At 65.9% G+C, this 15,540-nt stretch carries 15 protein-coding genes; 3 read left to right on the top strand and 12 right to left on the bottom strand.

The features are described from left to right. Positions 1-49 precede the first annotated feature (49 nt). From ACZK13_RS13220 to ACZK13_RS13200, 5 genes are all read right to left on the bottom strand, one after another. Positions 50-2,014 carry a MacB family efflux pump subunit gene (locus ACZK13_RS13220; RefSeq protein ID WP_478481782.1) on the bottom strand — a complete coding sequence of 655 codons (1,965 nt, stop codon included), beginning with the start codon at positions 2,012-2,014 and terminating at the stop codon, positions 50-52. Next, positions 2,011-3,201: an efflux RND transporter periplasmic adaptor subunit gene (locus ACZK13_RS13215; RefSeq protein WP_478481780.1), complete on the bottom strand. Its 1,191-nt coding sequence runs from the start codon at positions 3,199-3,201 to the stop codon at positions 2,011-2,013. Before ACZK13_RS13215 ends, ACZK13_RS13220 begins: the two co-directional genes overlap by 4 nt. A gap of 135 nt (positions 3,202-3,336) precedes the next feature. Further along, entirely contained in the window at positions 3,337-3,753 is a 417-nt protein-coding gene (locus ACZK13_RS13210) for a hypothetical protein (protein ID WP_478481779.1), read from the bottom strand. Between the two features lie 323 nt (positions 3,754-4,076). Then, entirely contained in the window at positions 4,077-5,426 is a 1,350-nt protein-coding gene (locus tag ACZK13_RS13205) for a sensor histidine kinase (RefSeq protein ID WP_032128607.1), read from the bottom strand. Beyond that, complete coding sequence (locus ACZK13_RS13200) at positions 5,426-6,100, bottom strand: response regulator transcription factor (protein ID WP_032128606.1); 675 nt, start codon at positions 6,098-6,100, stop codon at positions 5,426-5,428. Before ACZK13_RS13200 ends, ACZK13_RS13205 begins: the two co-directional genes overlap by 1 nt. Positions 6,101-6,308: 208 nt before the next feature. Between ACZK13_RS13200 and ACZK13_RS13195 the strand changes: the two genes are divergently transcribed. Continuing rightward, complete coding sequence (locus tag ACZK13_RS13195) at positions 6,309-6,590, top strand: hypothetical protein (RefSeq protein WP_071227584.1); 282 nt, start codon at positions 6,309-6,311, stop codon at positions 6,588-6,590. Between the two features lie 56 nt (positions 6,591-6,646). Here ACZK13_RS13195 and ACZK13_RS13190 read toward each other — a convergent pair whose 3' ends face one another. Together ACZK13_RS13190 and ACZK13_RS13185 are read right to left on the bottom strand one after the other, a co-directional pair. Further along, positions 6,647-8,788, bottom strand: coding sequence for a TonB-dependent siderophore receptor (locus ACZK13_RS13190; protein ID WP_478481777.1), 2,142 nt, complete (start codon positions 8,786-8,788; stop codon positions 6,647-6,649). Positions 8,789-8,861: 73 nt separating this feature from the next. Next, positions 8,862-9,506 (bottom strand): TetR/AcrR family transcriptional regulator, encoded by a 645-nt coding sequence (locus ACZK13_RS13185; RefSeq protein WP_478475991.1) that lies wholly within the window; start codon positions 9,504-9,506, stop codon positions 8,862-8,864. Positions 9,507-9,588: 82 nt separating this feature from the next. On the opposite strand from ACZK13_RS13185, the gene ACZK13_RS13180 reads away from it, so the two are divergent. After that, complete coding sequence (locus ACZK13_RS13180) at positions 9,589-11,118, top strand: FAD-dependent monooxygenase (RefSeq protein WP_478481775.1); 1,530 nt, start codon at positions 9,589-9,591, stop codon at positions 11,116-11,118. 45 nt (positions 11,119-11,163) lie between these two features. Here ACZK13_RS13180 and ACZK13_RS13175 read toward each other — a convergent pair whose 3' ends face one another. The 4 genes from ACZK13_RS13175 to ACZK13_RS13160 all read right to left on the bottom strand — a co-directional run bounded on the left by ACZK13_RS13175 (position 11,164) and on the right by ACZK13_RS13160 (position 13,716). Beyond that, positions 11,164-11,409, bottom strand: coding sequence for a hypothetical protein (locus tag ACZK13_RS13175; protein ID WP_049398237.1), 246 nt, complete (start codon positions 11,407-11,409; stop codon positions 11,164-11,166). A gap of 125 nt (positions 11,410-11,534) precedes the next feature. After that, complete coding sequence (locus ACZK13_RS13170) at positions 11,535-11,804, bottom strand: hypothetical protein (protein WP_010484830.1); 270 nt, start codon at positions 11,802-11,804, stop codon at positions 11,535-11,537. A gap of 103 nt (positions 11,805-11,907) precedes the next feature. Next, a complete protein-coding gene (locus ACZK13_RS13165; RefSeq protein WP_049398236.1) occupies positions 11,908-12,384 on the bottom strand; it encodes a hypothetical protein in 477 nt (158 codons plus the stop codon). 93 nt (positions 12,385-12,477) lie between these two features. Further along, on the bottom strand, positions 12,478-13,716 hold the full coding sequence (locus tag ACZK13_RS13160; protein ID WP_478481773.1) for an NADH:flavin oxidoreductase/NADH oxidase family protein: 1,239 nt from the start codon (positions 13,714-13,716) through the stop codon (positions 12,478-12,480). 89 nt (positions 13,717-13,805) lie between these two features. Between ACZK13_RS13160 and ACZK13_RS13155 the strand changes: the two genes are divergently transcribed. Beyond that, positions 13,806-14,285 (top strand): MerR family transcriptional regulator, encoded by a 480-nt coding sequence (locus ACZK13_RS13155; protein ID WP_125893909.1) that lies wholly within the window; start codon positions 13,806-13,808, stop codon positions 14,283-14,285. A gap of 16 nt (positions 14,286-14,301) precedes the next feature. Here the strand turns inward: ACZK13_RS13155 and ACZK13_RS13150 are convergent, their stop codons facing one another. Continuing rightward, positions 14,302-15,513 carry an MFS transporter gene (locus ACZK13_RS13150; RefSeq protein ID WP_478481772.1) on the bottom strand — a complete coding sequence of 404 codons (1,212 nt, stop codon included), beginning with the start codon at positions 15,511-15,513 and terminating at the stop codon, positions 14,302-14,304. Between the last annotated feature and the right edge of the window lie 27 nt (positions 15,514-15,540).

Below are 15,540 nucleotides of genomic sequence, written 5' to 3'. Positions count from 1 at the left end.
CCCTGCAGACATTGCGTGAACCTGCCGTCAGGGCGAGCAATTGCAGCGGCTATCGAACCAGCGCCTCCACAGGATCCAGCTGTGCGGCACGGCGTGCCGGCAGGAAGCCGAAACCAACGCCGATCAGGCTGGAACACACGAATGCAGCAAGAATCGAATTGACGGAGAACACCAGGCTGAAGCCCGCATCGGCCAGCTCCATCACCGCGCCCAGCGCCAGCGCCACGCCGATGCCGAGCACGCCACCGAGCAGGCAGACCAGCACCGATTCGATCAGGAACTGCTGCAGGATGTCGCTGCGCCGCGCGCCCACCGCCATGCGCACGCCGATCTCGCGGGTTCGCTCGGTCACCGAGACCAGCATGATGTTCATGACCCCGATTCCGCCCACCACCAGTGCGATGGCAGCGATGGAGCTGATCATCATGGTCAGGATGCCGGTGGTCTGTTCAATGGATCTACGGATCTGCGCGTTGTTGCTCATGTAGAAATCGGTGCTGCCGTGGCGGCGAGTCAGCAGTCGCGCGATGGCCTGCTCAGCCGCTTCCATGCTGATCGCATCCGAGACGCGCACGGTGATGCTGGAGACGTGGCTCTGCCCCAGTACGCGCGCCATTGCGGTGGTGTAGGGCAGCCATACCCGCAGCAGCGATGCATCACCGGCCGCACCGGCGTCCTTCTTCACCACACCCAACACGCGCACTGGAACATTGCCCAGCAGCAGGGTCTGCCCGATCGGGTTGTCGGTCGCGGCGAAGAAGCGTGCGCGGGTATTGGCGTCGATCACCACCACCTGCTGGTAGCCGGCCACGCCGGGTGGACCGAAGAAGGCGCCCTCGCCGAGCTTCAGGCCATGCACGCGGAAGTACTGCTCGCTGACGCCCTGCACCTGCACACTGGCAGAGCGGTTGCCGCGCAGGGCGGTGCCGCTGGTGGCAACACCCGGGGTGGCGCTGTCCACGAATGGCTGCCGGGCCAGGGCCACGCTGTCGCCGGGGGTGAGTGTTTCCACCCGCGCCGAGTGCAGGTCGCCAAAACCGGAACCGGGATGGATCTCGATCGTGTTGGTACCCAACGAGGAGATGTTGGACAGGATGGCCTGCCGTGCACCGGTGCCCAGTGCTACCACCGCCACGACCGAAGCAATGCCGATGATGATTCCGAGCATGGTCAGGAAGGTGCGCATGCGGTGGGCGTTCATCGCGCGCAGTGCCATGCGGAAGGCTTCAGCGAACCGGTCCCGCCAGACCTGCCAGCCGCTGCTACCCACGGATTGGGGCACGGCTGGCGTCGCCACGCCCGCTGCCAGAGGAGTACCGGTTGCACGATCATCCACGATCCGCCCATCGCGGATTTCGATGATGCGCTGCGCATGCTCGGCCACGGCCATGTCATGCGTGACCAGCACCACGGTATGACCCTCCGCGTGCAGCTCGCCGAGGATCTTCATCACCTCTTTGCCGGAATGCGTATCCAGCGCACCTGTGGGTTCGTCGGCGAAGATCACCGCGCCCCCATTCATCAGCGCACGCGCAATCGAAACGCGTTGCTGCTGGCCGCCCGAGAGCTCGCCAGGGAGATGCTGCATACGCTCGCCCAGACCCAGCCGCGACAGAAGGGTGGCTGCCCGTGCATGGCGTGCTTCGGCAGGCATGCCGGCGTAGATCGCAGGCACCTCCACATTGCTCAGTGCAGTCAGATCGGTCAGCAGGTGGTAGCGCTGGAAGATGAAGCCGAAGTGCTCGCGGCGTAGTTCGGCCAGTTCATCAGGCGACATCTGCGCGGTCTCGCGCCCGGCGATCTGATAGACGCCGGCGGAAGGGCGATCCAGGCAACCCAGGATGTTCATCAGCGTGGACTTGCCCGAACCGGATTGGCCTACGATGGCCACCAGTTCACCTGCGTGAATATCCAGGTCGATGCCGTCGAGTACCACCAGTGTCTGCTCGCCCGCGGCAAATTCACGGCGTACGCCGCGAACGCGCAGCAGTGGCTCGGTCATGGTCGTACTCATTTGGGTTGCGCGGGTGCGCTGGTGGCTTCGACGTTGGCCTGCGCCAGCACGACCTGTTCGCCTTCCTTCAGCCCGTCGCGTACTTCCACCTGGATCTGGTCATCCAGCCCGGTGGTGATGCGCCGCGTGCTGGCGCGGCCGTCGGCACCACGGACCTGCACGCTGTAGCTGCCATCGACGGCGCGCGCCCCCAATGCGGCCGAGGGAATGGTCAGTACGTCGTTGGCGCGGCCCAGCACGATGCGAACCTGCGCGGTCATGTAGCTGCGCAGGCGGCCATCGGCGTTGTCCACGTCGAACTGGCCGTTGTAGTACATGGCCGTGCGGCTGCCACCCGACACCGCCGGTGCGGCGAGGCTGGAACTGTCTTCGTTGGTGATCGATTCCGGTGCTGGCGCTATATCCCGAAGCCTGCTGCTGTAGCGGCGGCCGGCATCACCAAGAATGGTGAAGAACGCCTCCTGCCCAACAGCGGTGTGTACGACGTCAGCCTCGGAGATCTCGGCGTACACCGTCATCACGTCCTGATTGCCCAGCATCACGATGGTCGGTGCGCTCTGCACCGCATTCACGGTCTGCCCCTGGCGCGCGACCACGGCCAGTACGGTGCCGTCGGTAGGGGCGGTGATGCGGGTGTACTCCAGATTGGTCTGCGCGACATCGACGTCGGTCTGTCGGCGCGCAACTTCACCGTTCAACGCAGCGATCTGTTCACGGGTGGCGTCGACCTTGGCCTTGGCTGCATCGAAGTCGGCGCGGGCCACCAGTTGCGCGGCAGCCAGTTGCTGCTGCCGATGCAGTGTCAATTCGAACTGGCGCAGGTCGGTGGTCAGTGCATCGCGGTTGGCGCGCGCGGCGCGCTGTGCGGCCTGCGCGCTCAGTAGTGCATTGCGCTGAGTACGCGAATCGATATCGGCGATGGGATCGCCGGCTTTCACTTTGTCGCCCAGTTTCACATGCAGGGTGTCGATGCGGCCGGAGACCTGCGCACCCACGCTGACCAGCCGCGAGGGCTTCAGCGTGCCAGTGGCTTCCACCACCTGTTCGATGTTGCCTCGAACGACGGGTGCAACCTGCAGTTGCGGTGGTGGTGTCGGCCGCAACCATGCGAACAGAATCAGTGCGCTGCACAGCAGGGCGGTAGCAATCAGGAGCGCGCGGCGGCGCTTGCGTGGTGCGGCGCTCATCGTCGCAGCATCCAGTAGAGACAGGTCATCGCGGGTCCTCGCGGCAGTAGAGACACACGTCTGGCGTGGCAGACGGGGTTGGCCGTCGAGTCTCGATGCGCTGGGTTGCGTGAACCTTGCGGGGCTATCGCTGTGTCAGCGTGCGGCAAGAAGGGCGAGCAATGCTACGGCGATGAACTGCAGGGCGCTACCGAGAACCAGCAGTGCATTGCGCAGCCGGTGACCTGCCAATCGCGCAGCGAAGAGTTGACTCACCGCGCCGGCCAACAACCAGAAGAATGCTGGAACAGGCAGCTTCGTCATCCCTGCACCGATGCTGATCAGCAGCGCGCTGGCAATCATTATCCCGGCGGCATGACCATCCAGGACGCGCAGCAGTGGTGGCATCGGGCGCGAGGTTGCCGCACGCCATGCCGCCAACCCATGCAGCGCAGCATGCACGGCAACGAACAGGAGCACAGCAGCGGCCGCCGCAGCGCTCGCGTGCCTGTACGTTGAAGCCACCAGTGCAATGCCGGGCAGCAGCAGGAACAAGGCGCCGAACAGCCGCATCAATACACCTGCGCGCTCGGTTTCGGGAACTGCCCGCAGCCAATGCGGCCAATGTTCCAGGCCGAGCGCGCGGCCAGTACGCGGGTGGCGATTCCATGCGGCAGCGGTAAGGCCCGGCGAATTCCGCGGTGGCACAGTGCGCGTGGAAGAGGACGGTGGCGGAGCTCCCTGGGTCACATGCAGGCTTCCTGTCAGATCGGAACGCGGTGGCACGGCAGGTGCCACACCCCGATGCTGTGCAGCGAACATTGCCGCAACCTTGCCTGTCCTCGCTACCGGCATCGCATGGACAGGTGCCAGTTACACAGGTGCACGCGGTGTGTTCAGTGCTCCAGCGGTGGCGCGCTGGTCACGCCCGGGTGCAGTGGAAACTCAACACGGATCAATGCACCACCGCCAGGCGCATCCAGAATCGTGACGTGGCCTCCGTGGCGGTCGATCACCTGGCGCACCAGGTTCAACCCCAGGCCTGCGCCTGTCTGCCGCGGCCGCAGCCGCTGGAAGGGTTCGAAAACCCGTTCGCGCTGGTCGACCGGTATGCCGGGGCCGTCGTCCTCGACCTCCAGGCAGCTGCCCTGAACGCGCACGATGATCTGGCGTCCGCCATGTTCGGCGGCATTCAGCACCAGGTTGGAGATTACCCGCTCCACTGCGCCGGTCTCGCCGAACACCGGGAAGTGCGATTCCACCGCCACGGCTACGGTCTTGTCCGACTGGATCAACAGCGGCGCCAGATCGGCGGCCACCCGTTTGGCCACCCGCGCCAGGTTGATGGTTTCCTTCGGCCCGTCTTCGTCCATGCGGTGCAGATCCAGCAACTGCTCTGCCAGCGTCGCCAACCGTGCCACTTCCACGGCCAGGTTGCGCGAGGTGGCGTCGTCGGCCGCATCGACCTTCACCCTCAGAATCGCAATGGGGGTACGCAGCTCATGCGCGGCGGCTGCGATGAAGCGGCGTTGCCGCTCGTGCCCCTCGTCCAGCCGCTCCAGTGCTTCATTCACCGCCGTCACCAACGGAGCGATCTCCACCGGCACCGCGGTTTCTGTCAGGCGGACACCGCGCCGACTGGCGGAGATGTTGCGGGCTTCCTGGGCGATGCGCTCCACCCCGGCCAGGGCTCGTCTCACGATGATCGGTGTCAGGACGATGGTGGCCAGGCCCAGCAGCAGGAAGATCGGCAGGGTGATGATGTGTGCCGCCAACGCCATCTGCCAGGTCAGCGTATCGGTTTCGCCATGGGCCATGATGGTCAGCTTGCCGGCCGGCCCGCTGTGCTGGCGGACCACGACGGCCAGGCCATCGCTGCGGTCGCGCCCGCGCAGGTCGCCAAAGGGGATGCCATCCAGTGCGCCTACCAGCGAGGCATAGGCCGGCGGCACAGGCCCGAACGTAACGTGGTGGCCGTGCTCATCCTCGGCGATGAACCATGCACCGGGAACGACCTTCAGCAGTTCGGCCAGTTCCGGCGTGTTCTGCACGTAGAGGTCGCCATTGCGGTCGCGGTGCACCGCGTCGGCCGCCACCGGCGCGAAGGTCTGGATGGTGTAGTAGCCACCGCTGTCGGCACGTATCAGCACCATCAGCAGCGCGAAGAACGCCACCAGCAACGCCAGCAGCTGATAGATCAGCGTTTTGACGATCAACGGGCGCTTCAGCGAGGGACGGCGCGCCATTACTTGGCTTCCCGCATCAGATAGCCGACGCCACGGATGGCGTGTATCTCTACTCCTGCATCGGCATCGGCCAGCTTGCGGCGAAGGCGCGAGACGTGCGAGTCGAGCGTGTTGGAATGGATGCCGTCATCGAATCCATACACTGCCATTTCGATCGACTCGCGGAGCACGGTGCGCCCCAGCCGCCGGGCCAACGCGGTCAGCACACGGATCTCGCGGCGCGGCAGCTCAAGCCGTTGCCCGCCCACACTGGCTTCACCCGATGCCGGGTCGAACACCAACCGGCCGATGCTGACCAGTTCCACCTGCATGCCGCTCGGCCGGCGCCCTGCAGCGCGGATGCGGGCGAACAGTTCCTCAAGTGCGAAGGGCTTGGTCAGATAGTCGTCCGCGCCCTCATCCAGGCCGGCGATGCGGTCCGGCAGCTGGCCCAGCGCGCTCAGCACGATGATCGGCACCCCGGGGTTGCGCTCACGCAGCAGGGAAATCAATCCCAGCCCGTCACCGTCGGGCAGGGTGCGGTCCAGCAGCACCAGATCGTGCGATCCGCACAGGGCCGCTTCGCGGGCCAGCGCCAGCGTGTTGGCCAGGTCCACCACGTAGCGCTCGCGCTGCAGGGCGGATTTCAGGGTGGCGGCCAGTTCGGCTTCGTCTTCGATCAGCAGGATGTGCATCGGCAGGGCTTGGGCAGGAAGGGGCGTGGCAGGCCGGTTCGGCACGCGCCGGCACCGTATTACAGGAACATTGCGTGAACATGGCGTGCCTTCCCGATCTTCCGCACGGCTGTGGTGACGCAGGAAACACGCTGTCGGCGCAAGGTTCGCGCAATCCAGGTACTCCAGCCTTGGCGCCCACTCGCTGCCCCCAATCCCTGGAGTACCCATGAAGTTGTTCGTTCCGTTGTTGCTCGTGGCCGCGTTGGGTGGCTGTACCACCGCGAAGATGACCGTTACACCCGATGGCCGGCGCGGCGTCTCCATCGACTGCAGCGGCTCCAGTTCCTGGAGTGGCTGCTACGAGAAGGCCGGACAGATGTGCCCAGGCGGCTATGTAGTCTTCAGCAAGGATGGCGACGACGGCAACGCCATCGCGGTGGGCAACAAGAACGGCTTCACCTCCACCCAGATGGCCACCCGCTCGATGCTGGTGGCCTGCTCGCACTGACACCCACAGGGGAGGTGGGTTGCCACCTCCCCATCATCACCGCCCCCAGCTCTGCGTCAGAAGCTGTAAGCCGCCTGCATATACACCCGCCGTGGCTCGCCCGGGAAATGCCCGTTGCGTTCGATGAAGCCACTGGCCGCGTACACCTTGTCGAACAGGTTCTTGACGTTGGCCTGGAACTGCCACTGCTTCCATGTGGTCTTCCAGCTCATGTCGAACACGGTGTAGGCCTTGACCGTCTGCCCGTCCAGGCTGACGCGCTCGCCAACGTGATCCATGCCAAAGCCGATGGCGGAGTTGATCGCCGGAAGGTCATAACGCGTCCACATTCCCAGCTTGTTGCGTGGCGCATTGGCGAATCGGTCGCCGGAAGCGTTGGTGATGCCATTCGGGCCTGCATCCTTCACCCGCGCATCGTTGTAGGCGTAGGTCAGATTCAGCACCCAGCGCTCGGTGAGGTCGGCCAGCAAATCCAGCTCCATGCCGGTACTGCGCACCAGGCCCAGCGCGGCCAACTGGTTCACGCCACCGATCACTTCGCCGGTGGCCTGCACGATATTGCTGCGGTCGATCCGGTAGGCGGCCATGTTCAAGGTCACACGGTCGGCCAGCAGGGACTTCATGCCCACTTCCCACTGCTTGCTGCGTTCTGCATCGAACGGCCCGCCAGCGGCGGGGTTCTGGTTGGCAGCACTCTGCGGTACGAAGCCGCTGGCCACGTTGGCGTAGACATTCAGGCCCTCGCGCACGGTGAACGTGCTCCCCAGCCGCCAGCTGAGGTCGTTGCCATCCACGCTGCTGCCGGCAATGCGGTCGTCGTCCTTGAAGCCATCCCAGCGCAACCCGGCCAGCACATGCCAGCGTGTGCCCAGTGCCAGTTCGTCCTGCAGGTAGCCGCCATAGCGCTTGCTGCGGGTGGACGTGCTGCGCCAGGGCAGGGCCGCCAGGTTGTAGTCGTGCCAGGTACTGTCGCCGTACACGGGATTGAACAGGTCGATGCCGCGCACCGGCCCCGCACCACGTGCAAGGTCGGCGCTGTTGGCGGTCTGTGCAGTGAAATCCGCATCCAGCTGATACACGTCCGCACCGAACAACACCTTGTGCTCGACGGTGCCGGTGGTCACCCGCCAGACTGCATTACCGTTGGCAGTGAATGCTTCGTTGTCGCGGATCTGGTTGCGCAGCTGGCGGGTCATCCACTCGGCCACGCCATCGCGGTCACGATCGATCAGGCCCATCGGCTCGTGGTACATCTGGTGCTCGTTGTTGCTGAACCAGCGAGCGGCAAAATCCACATCCAGGTTGTCGCGCGGTGCGAAGCGGTACTGCGCCAGCGCCACTTTGGCGCGCATGTCGAGGAAGTCGCTGGCCTCGTTGTGGTTCCAGCGGCGATCGGTCAGGAAGGTGCCCGCATCATTCACCGGCACGCCGCGCAGGCGATTGCCGCCGAGGTTCTGGGTGATGTCGGTGAACTGCAGCACCAGCTCGCCGGTCTGGCCGATGTCGAAGGCCAGCGAGGCGTCGCCGATCACGCTTTCGCTGTCGGTGTTCCAGCGCACGCCCTTTTCACTGTCGGCATACAGCCCGGCGCGATAGCGCACGCCGCCGGAGGCATTCAACGACCCGGTACCCTCGATCGATCCGGCACGGAAGTTCTTGTCGCCCAGCTGGATCTCGATGTTGTGTCCGGCACTGGCTTTCGGTTTGCGGGTTACATAGTTGATGACGCCGCCTGCATCACCACCGCCATACAGCGCACCTGCCGGTCCCTTCAGCACTTCCACGCGCTCGATGTTGAACAACTGCGGGACCGAGAAACCTGCATACGGGTCGCCGCGCAGGCCGTCATACAGCACGTTCTCCTGGCGGAAGCCGCGCAGGGTCACCCCGGCATAGCTGAAGTAGCTGATGCCGCTGATGCTGCGATAGAGGTCGGTCACCTGACGCGCGGCTTGATCGTCGATCAGTTCACGCGGGATGACCTGGATCGATTGTGGGACCAGCTCCAGCGGTGTATCCGTGCGGGTGCCGACCGCAGCATCGTCCACCCGGTACAGGGTCTGTGCACGTCCGCGAACTTCGACCTTGTCCAGGTCCTTTGGCGCGGGAGTGGAGGGCTCGACAGCATGGGCAAGGGTTGCCAGGGGCAGGGTCAGTGCCAGGCACAAGGCGCGTTGCAGGGGCATTGGAAAAGGCATCGGGAGAGGGGGTGTGTCTGCAAATGAGAAAGATTAACATTTGCAACACTTCGTGACCTATCCCCCGAATGCGTTATGGACGCGCGCCGGGGTCCGTATACGGGGTGCCCGCCAAGGCCACCAGTACCCCGGTGGCGCCGCGCACGATCAGCTGCAGCATGGCCTCACGCGGGTCCTCGCCCTGCAGTTGGCTTGCCAATCCCTTCTCATAGGCCGCCACCATCGACGCCAGCAGCATGGCCGCGCCCAATCGCGCTTCGGCGTCATGTTCTGGCCGGCCGGCAGCGTCGGCCATCAATCGCGCCAGGTCGTCAGTCAACTGCGTCTGCAGCCGTCGCGCGTGCGCGACCAGTACCGGGCTCTCCGCCACGGTGCCCCAAAAGGCGGCAGCGCCGGCATTGATGCGCAGCAGCGGATGGCCAGCCTCCAGCAACTCGCGCACCAGTGACTGGAAGGCCGCCAGCGGGGTCATGCCGCTGCGCGCCATCATGCCCTCGCGCAGCAGCATGCGCGCCTCCTCATCGCGATCGAACACCAGGTCTTCCTTGCTGGCGAAGTAGTTGAAGACCGTCTTGCGTGAGACGCCCGCGGCTTCGGCGATTTCGGACATGGAGACGGCCTCGAAGCCACGCCGGATGATCAGCTCGGTGGCGACGTCCGAAATCGCTTGTCGGGTCTCGGCCTTGCGCTGTTCGCGACGACCTGGAGGCGGGGTCATGGGCGATTCACTTGTGGAAACGTACACCGAGTGTAACATTTGACCCGCCAGAGCGCCGACCCGGCGCTCACAAGGATTCCCCATGCTGTACGACGTCGTCATTGCCGGTGCTGGCCCGGTGGGCCTGTTCCTGTCCTGTGAACTGGCCCAGGCCGGGTGTTCAGTGCTGGTGCTGGAACAGGCCAGGTCCGCCGGCTCGCCGTTGAAGCGCTTGCCATTCGGGCTGCGCGGCTTGAACGCCTCTACGCTGGAGGCATTGGATCGGCGCGGCCTGTTGGACGCGGTCGCCGCGACACAGGTGCTCAAGCCCGAGAAGGGGGCGCCGCCGCCCGGCACCGCCCATTGGCTCGCGCAGCCGCGGGCGCTGGGCGGCCACTTCGCCGGAATACCGTTTGCCTTGGACGACGTCGACCGCACGCGCTGGACCTGGCGCCTGCCGTCGCCGGTGGGCAGCCAGATGGCGGTGGAGCTGCAGGCCCTGGAAACGGTCTTGGCCGAACGTGCGACCACGCTGGGCGTGCGCATCGAACGCGGGCGTGCGGTACAGGCGGTGCGCGCCGGTGCAACCGAAGTGGAGATCGAGACCGCTGACGGGGCGGTACGTGGTCGCTGGCTGGTAGGTTGCGATGGAGGCCGCAGCACCGTGCGCAAGCAATGCGGTTTCAGTTTCATCGGCACGGATCCCGAATTCACCGGTCATTCGCTGCAGGTCGATCTGGAAGATCCCGGCGTGCTGACCCCGGGCCGTCAGTACACCGCGCAGGGCATGTGCAATTTCAATCCCCCCGGTGTGCTCGCGCTTGCCGATTTCGATGGCGGTGCCGGGCATCGAAAACCTCTCGCGCTGGATGAAGCGCAATCGCTGCTGCGACGTGTGTCTGCCCGCGACGTGACCATCACCGCGCTGCATCTGCACAGCACCTGGACCGATGGTGCGCGCCAGGCCAGCGCCTATCGCAACGGCCGCGTGCTGCTGGCAGGCGACGCTGCGCACGTGCATTCCCCGTTGGGAGGGCAGGGCCTGAATCTGGGCATCGGCGATGCGATGAACCTGGGCTGGAAACTCGCTAGCGTGATACGCGGTGACGCTGACGTGGCGCTGCTGGACAGCTATCACGCGGAACGGCATCCAATTGGCGCCAACGTACTGGACTGGTCGCGCGCGCAGGTTGCGCTGATGCGTCCTGGAGCCGGTTCGCGCGCGTTGGCGGCGGTCATGGCCGATCTGGCCGGCACCCGCGATGGCGCCACCTATCTGGCCGAACGGGTCTGGGGCGTGTCGCAACAGCTCGATCTGGGCGATGGCCATCCATTGGCCGGTCGCAGCGTGCCGGACTTCCTGCTGGCCGATGGCCGCCGCATGGGAGAGGTGCTGAGGACGGGGCAGGGGGTGTTGCTTGTGCTCGATGAGAACGGCGCTTCGTACAACCCCGTCGACCGTTGGCGGCAGCCGTTCACCCGCATTGCCTCGGCGGTGGACGATGCGCTCGGCCTGGGGGCGGTACTGGTGAGGCCCGATGGAATTGTCGCGTGGGCCTGCGATGCGGGAGGTGATCAGGCAGGGTTGCGCCAAGCGTTGCAGCGCGGGTTCGGACTGCCGGAGGCTGACTGACGTACAGGGCGGAGGCGCAGCCGATGTGGGCTGCGCCGGGTGCGGTTACAGATCCTTCTTCTTGCCGCTCAGGTCGATCGGCCGGTCACTGCCCTTGCGCTCGCTCGACCACACTTCCATGCTCTTGTTGCAGCGGCTCTCGCGGGCAGCCACTTCGCGCGGCAGGTCCTTCAGATGCGGCGACTCCTGGCAGGCCTGATGCATGTTGCTGTCGTCATAGGTTGCACAGGCGCTGAGCGAGGCCAGAGTGATGGCGACGAGGGTGGTGCGGAGCAGGGGCTGCAGGTTCATGGGAGGGTCTCGGGTGGTGCCGGGCTGGCCATGGAATTCAAATCCGTGACACCGGGCGCAGACAATCCGACCAATCACACTTGTTATTCTGTAACAGATGCGCGATAGTCCGGCGCCTGCTGCTGTCAGGCCACGCAGATCATCAGCATCATGCTCAGCGCCAGCATCAGCACGAATACGCGCCGGCTGAGCGCAAGGCAGGCCAGGCAGGCGGCCAGTGCCCAGGCAGCCAGCAGCGCACAGGCCAGCAGCCACAGCCCGATCACCATCAAAGAGCCACTCGCCAGCGCTGACAGTGCGATCGCCTTGAACAGTGTCACGCCCAGCACACTGCCGAGCACGCCAGCCTGCAGAGCGATGGCATCGTGACGGGCAGGGGCGGGCGGGTGGTGCATGTCGGCGGCGTTCGTTTGCTGCAAGGGAGGCGCAGCCACTGTGCCCGATCACATATCCACGCCATGTGTTTTTCGCGCACGCGATGCAGGGCCGATGCAGGCCTCAGTCGAACTCACCCTCGGCCGATTCCAACCGTTGCCGGTAGGCAGCGCGGTGCTGATACAGGCGCTGGCATTCGGCCGACCTGTGGATGCGGCTGCCGGGTTCGTTGGCTACCGAGTCGCACATCCGCGCAATATGGTTGTTCTCTGCCAGCTCGGTGACGAAGAACACGGCCGTGATGCCGGTGCCGAGCAGCACGACATACAGCAGGCGGCTGAGCCAGCGCGACAGCTTGCGCTCGAAGTGCTGCTGGATGGTCAGGTCGAAGCGGATGATGCTGAGCACGATCCAGATGATCGCGACCAGGAAGCAGAGCGTGGGCAACAGGCCGCGCCAGAGCCCGGCCTCGTAGACCGATTCGTTGTAGTGGACGGCAGCCCCGGCACCGGCGATGGCGATGGCAAGTGCCCAGTTGCGGCCCAGCGAGAGCAGGTCATCGAGCAGCTTTTCGCGGTTCCTGGTTGATCCTGCTGCCACGGTGGTTCCTTCTGCGTGCTGCGACCGGCGGCGGACCGCCGCCGATCCTGCAGATGGTGGCGCATCGCTGCAGCGATGAGAAGACCGCGCGGCTCAATGTGCGATGGCGCGGGCACTGATCCAGCGCCTGTAGCGGCGGGTCCGGCACTTTGTGGCCGCCTGTGCCAGCAGCAGTGCCCATACCGGTGAAACCGTGGGTGCGGTGGGGTGGCGCCGGCTCAACCGGCCCAGCTGATACTTCACTGCGGCCATGTGCGCGCTGGCCGCCAGCGGCTTGCTGCGCCAGTTGATGTTGCGCAGCGTCGGCGCCGGGTCGCGGCCCTGCTGCCATTGCTGTGGCAGATCCGGCTCGATCGCCAGGGCGGTGGCGATGCCGACCATAGCCACGCCGCTGGCCAGCACCTGTTCTGCCACCTCGCGGCGGCGGATGCCGCCGGTGACCATCAACGGCATCGTTGCCACCGTGGCGATCTCGCGTGCGAATTCGAGGAAGTACGCTTCGCGGGCCACGCTGCGATCGTCGCGTGCGGCGCCGGTCATGGCCGGTGCTTCATAGCTGCCGCCGGACAGCTCGACCAGATCCACACCGAGGGGGGCCAGCATCTCCACCACGGCGCGCGCATCCTCGGGCGAGAAACCGCCGCGCTGGAAATCGGCGGAGTTGAGCTTCACCGCCACCACGAATGTGGGCGCCACCGACGCGCGTACACCCTGCACGATCTCCAGCAGCAAGCGCGCACGGTTTTCCAGGCTGCCGCCCCAGTGGTCCTCGCGCCGGTTCGACAGCGGTGACAGGAACTGGCTGAGCAGGTAGCCGTGCGCGGCATGGATCTCCACGCCACTGAAACCGGCACGCTCGGCCAGTTCGGCACTGCGGATGAAGCGCGCGATCACCGAGTCGATGTCGTCCTCGGTCATCGCCTTCGGCGGTGCGAACTGCTTGGACAGCGCGCCCATCTGCAATGCAACGGCCGACGGCGCGAGCGCGGGTTGACCGAGTGCGGCCGGCATCTGCCGCCCCGGGTGATTGATCTGCATCCACATCTGCGCACCCCGCGAGCGGGCAGTGTCCGCCCAGGCAGTGAAGCGGTCGAGGTGGCGGTCATCCTCCAGTACCACGCCGCCGGGCCCAGTCATGGCGCGCCCATCGACCATCACGTTGCCGGTGATGATCAGTCCGGCGCCGCCGTCGGCCCAGCGCTGGTACAGCTGCAGCAGCGCTTCGGACGGAGCGTGGTCAGCGTCGGCCATGTTTTCCTCCATCGCCGCCTTGGCGATGCGGTTGCGGATGACGGCACCGGAGGGCAGTGCCAGGGGCGAGAACAGCGACATCGGACAGCTCCAGGACAGGGGAATGGGGCTACGCTAACCTTCAAGTTTGATTGAAGGTCAACAGGCTTCCATGTCGAGGATTCAGGCAGATGAAGATCGGTGAGCTGGCCCGCCGCACGGGCCTGGCAGCGTCGCGCATCCGCTTCTACGAAGAGGCCGGGTTGTTGGTGGTCCAGCGCCAGGCCAACGGCTACCGCGATTATCCGGAGCAGGCGGTGCTGCTGCTGGAACTGATCACCGGTGCGCAGCGCGCCGGTTTCAGCCTGGAAGAGATCCGCGCGCTGTTGCCGCCGGACATGGGCCAGTGGCAGCACGAGGTACTGATCACGATGCTGCAGCAGAAGGTGGCCGACATCGAAGCGCTGCAGTTGCGGCTGTCAGAGAGCCGTGCGCACCTGCTGGCCCTGATCGAAGATATCCAGGCGCGGCCGGAGGGCATCGATTGCGCGGCCAATTCGCAGCGGGTGCTGGACCGGGTGAAGCGTGGTGAGCTGGCGCGGACGACCCTGGCGGCCGGCGATACCGCGTTGCTGCGGCCGGATCGCCGCCGCCGCACGGGCAGCGAATGACGATCCGGCGCGATGTTCAGAGGCTGCCGGCGACGGCGCTCTTGCGCTTCTTGTCCAGCATCACCGCCACGCACCACAGCAGCAGGCCGCCGATGGCGGTGGCCGCACCGACGTAGCCGGTGCTGGCCGGGCTGAAGCCGGCGCTGATCGCCATGCCACCCAGCCACGGGCCGAGCGCGTTGGCGGTATTGAAGGCGGCATGGTTGGAGGCGGCAGCCAGGGTCTGTGCTTCGCCGGCCACGTCCATCAGGCGGGTCTGCAGCACCGCAGCCAGCGCACCCATGGTGCCGACGGTGATGATCATCGGGCCGATGGTCCACACCGATTGCGCGGCCAGCGGATACAGCAGCAGCATCACGATCGACCACAGCAGCACCACCGCGGCGGCCTTGAAGTGGAACCTGTCGACCAGCCAGCCACCGGCGATGTTGCCGATGATCGCGCCGATGCCGAACACGCCCACCGCCAGCGGCATCCACGATTCGGCCACGCCGGTGACCTGCACCAGGGTCGGCGCCAGGTAGGTGAACACGCAGAACATGCCGGCGAAACCGACCGCGCCGATCGCCAGTGCCAGCCACACCTGGGTGGTGTTGAAGGCGCGCAGTTCGCGCATCGGCGAGGTGCGCACCTCGTCCGGGTCGGGCAGCAGGAAGCGCGCGATCATCGCCACGGTGGCGATGGCCAGCATGCTGACCAGGGCAAAGGCGGTGCGCCAGCTCAGCTGCTGGCCCAGCCAGGTGGTCAGCGGATTGCCGACCAGGATCGCGATCGACAGGCCCAGCAGTACGCGCGACATCGCCTGGCCGCGCTGGCCGGCCGGACTGATCGCGGCGGCCACCAGCATCGCCACGCCGAAGTAGGCCCCATGCGGCAGGCCGGCAACGAAACGTGCGATCAGCATCGTGCCGTAGTTCGGTGCCAGTGCGCTGGCCAGGTTGCCGACAGCATAGAAGCCCATCAGTGCCAGCAGCAGCTTGCGGCGCGGGAAGCTGGCGCCGACGAAGGCGAGGATCGGCGCACCGACGACCACGCCGATGGCATAGGCGCTGATCAGGTGGCCGACCTGGGTTTCGCTGATCGACAGGCCACGGCTGATCTCCAGCATCAGGCCCATGCTGGCGAACTCGCTGGTACCGATGGCGAAGCCGCCCAGGGACAGGGCAAGGATGATCAGGGTGCGCTGACGGGGCGTCAGCCGCGCAGCCAGGGAAGAGTTGGGGCTCATGCGGGGGCGCGATGGGGGCGGGGAGCC

Source organism: Stenotrophomonas sp. 99219_Sma, from assembly GCF_056480785.1.
Note: the sequence above shows the minus strand (reverse complement) of the source record. Positions and strands in the feature narration are given on the sequence as shown.

Bases quoted from the DNA above. Each gene is read 5' to 3' on its own strand.
- ACZK13_RS13220 (WP_478481782.1), bottom strand. From the start codon at position 2,014: ATGAGTACGACCATGACCGAGCCACTGCTGCGCGTTCGCGGCGTACGC.
- ACZK13_RS13215 (WP_478481780.1), bottom strand. From the start codon at position 3,201: ATGAGCGCCGCACCACGCAAGCGCCGCCGCGCGCTCCTGATTGCTACC.
- ACZK13_RS13210 (WP_478481779.1), bottom strand. From the start codon at position 3,753: ATGCGGCTGTTCGGCGCCTTGTTCCTGCTGCTGCCCGGCATTGCACTG.
- ACZK13_RS13205 (WP_032128607.1), bottom strand. From the start codon at position 5,426: ATGGCGCGCCGTCCCTCGCTGAAGCGCCCGTTGATCGTCAAAACGCTG.
- ACZK13_RS13200 (WP_032128606.1), bottom strand. From the start codon at position 6,100: ATGCACATCCTGCTGATCGAAGACGAAGCCGAACTGGCCGCCACCCTG.
- ACZK13_RS13195 (WP_071227584.1), top strand. From the start codon at position 6,309: ATGAAGTTGTTCGTTCCGTTGTTGCTCGTGGCCGCGTTGGGTGGCTGT.
- ACZK13_RS13190 (WP_478481777.1), bottom strand. From the start codon at position 8,788: ATGCCTTTTCCAATGCCCCTGCAACGCGCCTTGTGCCTGGCACTGACC.
- ACZK13_RS13185 (WP_478475991.1), bottom strand. From the start codon at position 9,506: ATGACCCCGCCTCCAGGTCGTCGCGAACAGCGCAAGGCCGAGACCCGA.
- ACZK13_RS13180 (WP_478481775.1), top strand. From the start codon at position 9,589: ATGCTGTACGACGTCGTCATTGCCGGTGCTGGCCCGGTGGGCCTGTTC.
- ACZK13_RS13175 (WP_049398237.1), bottom strand. From the start codon at position 11,409: ATGAACCTGCAGCCCCTGCTCCGCACCACCCTCGTCGCCATCACTCTG.
- ACZK13_RS13170 (WP_010484830.1), bottom strand. From the start codon at position 11,804: ATGCACCACCCGCCCGCCCCTGCCCGTCACGATGCCATCGCTCTGCAG.
- ACZK13_RS13160 (WP_478481773.1), bottom strand. From the start codon at position 13,716: ATGTCGCTGTTCTCGCCCCTGGCACTGCCCTCCGGTGCCGTCATCCGC.
- ACZK13_RS13155 (WP_125893909.1), top strand. From the start codon at position 13,806: ATGAAGATCGGTGAGCTGGCCCGCCGCACGGGCCTGGCAGCGTCGCGC.
- ACZK13_RS13150 (WP_478481772.1), bottom strand. From the start codon at position 15,513: ATGAGCCCCAACTCTTCCCTGGCTGCGCGGCTGACGCCCCGTCAGCGC.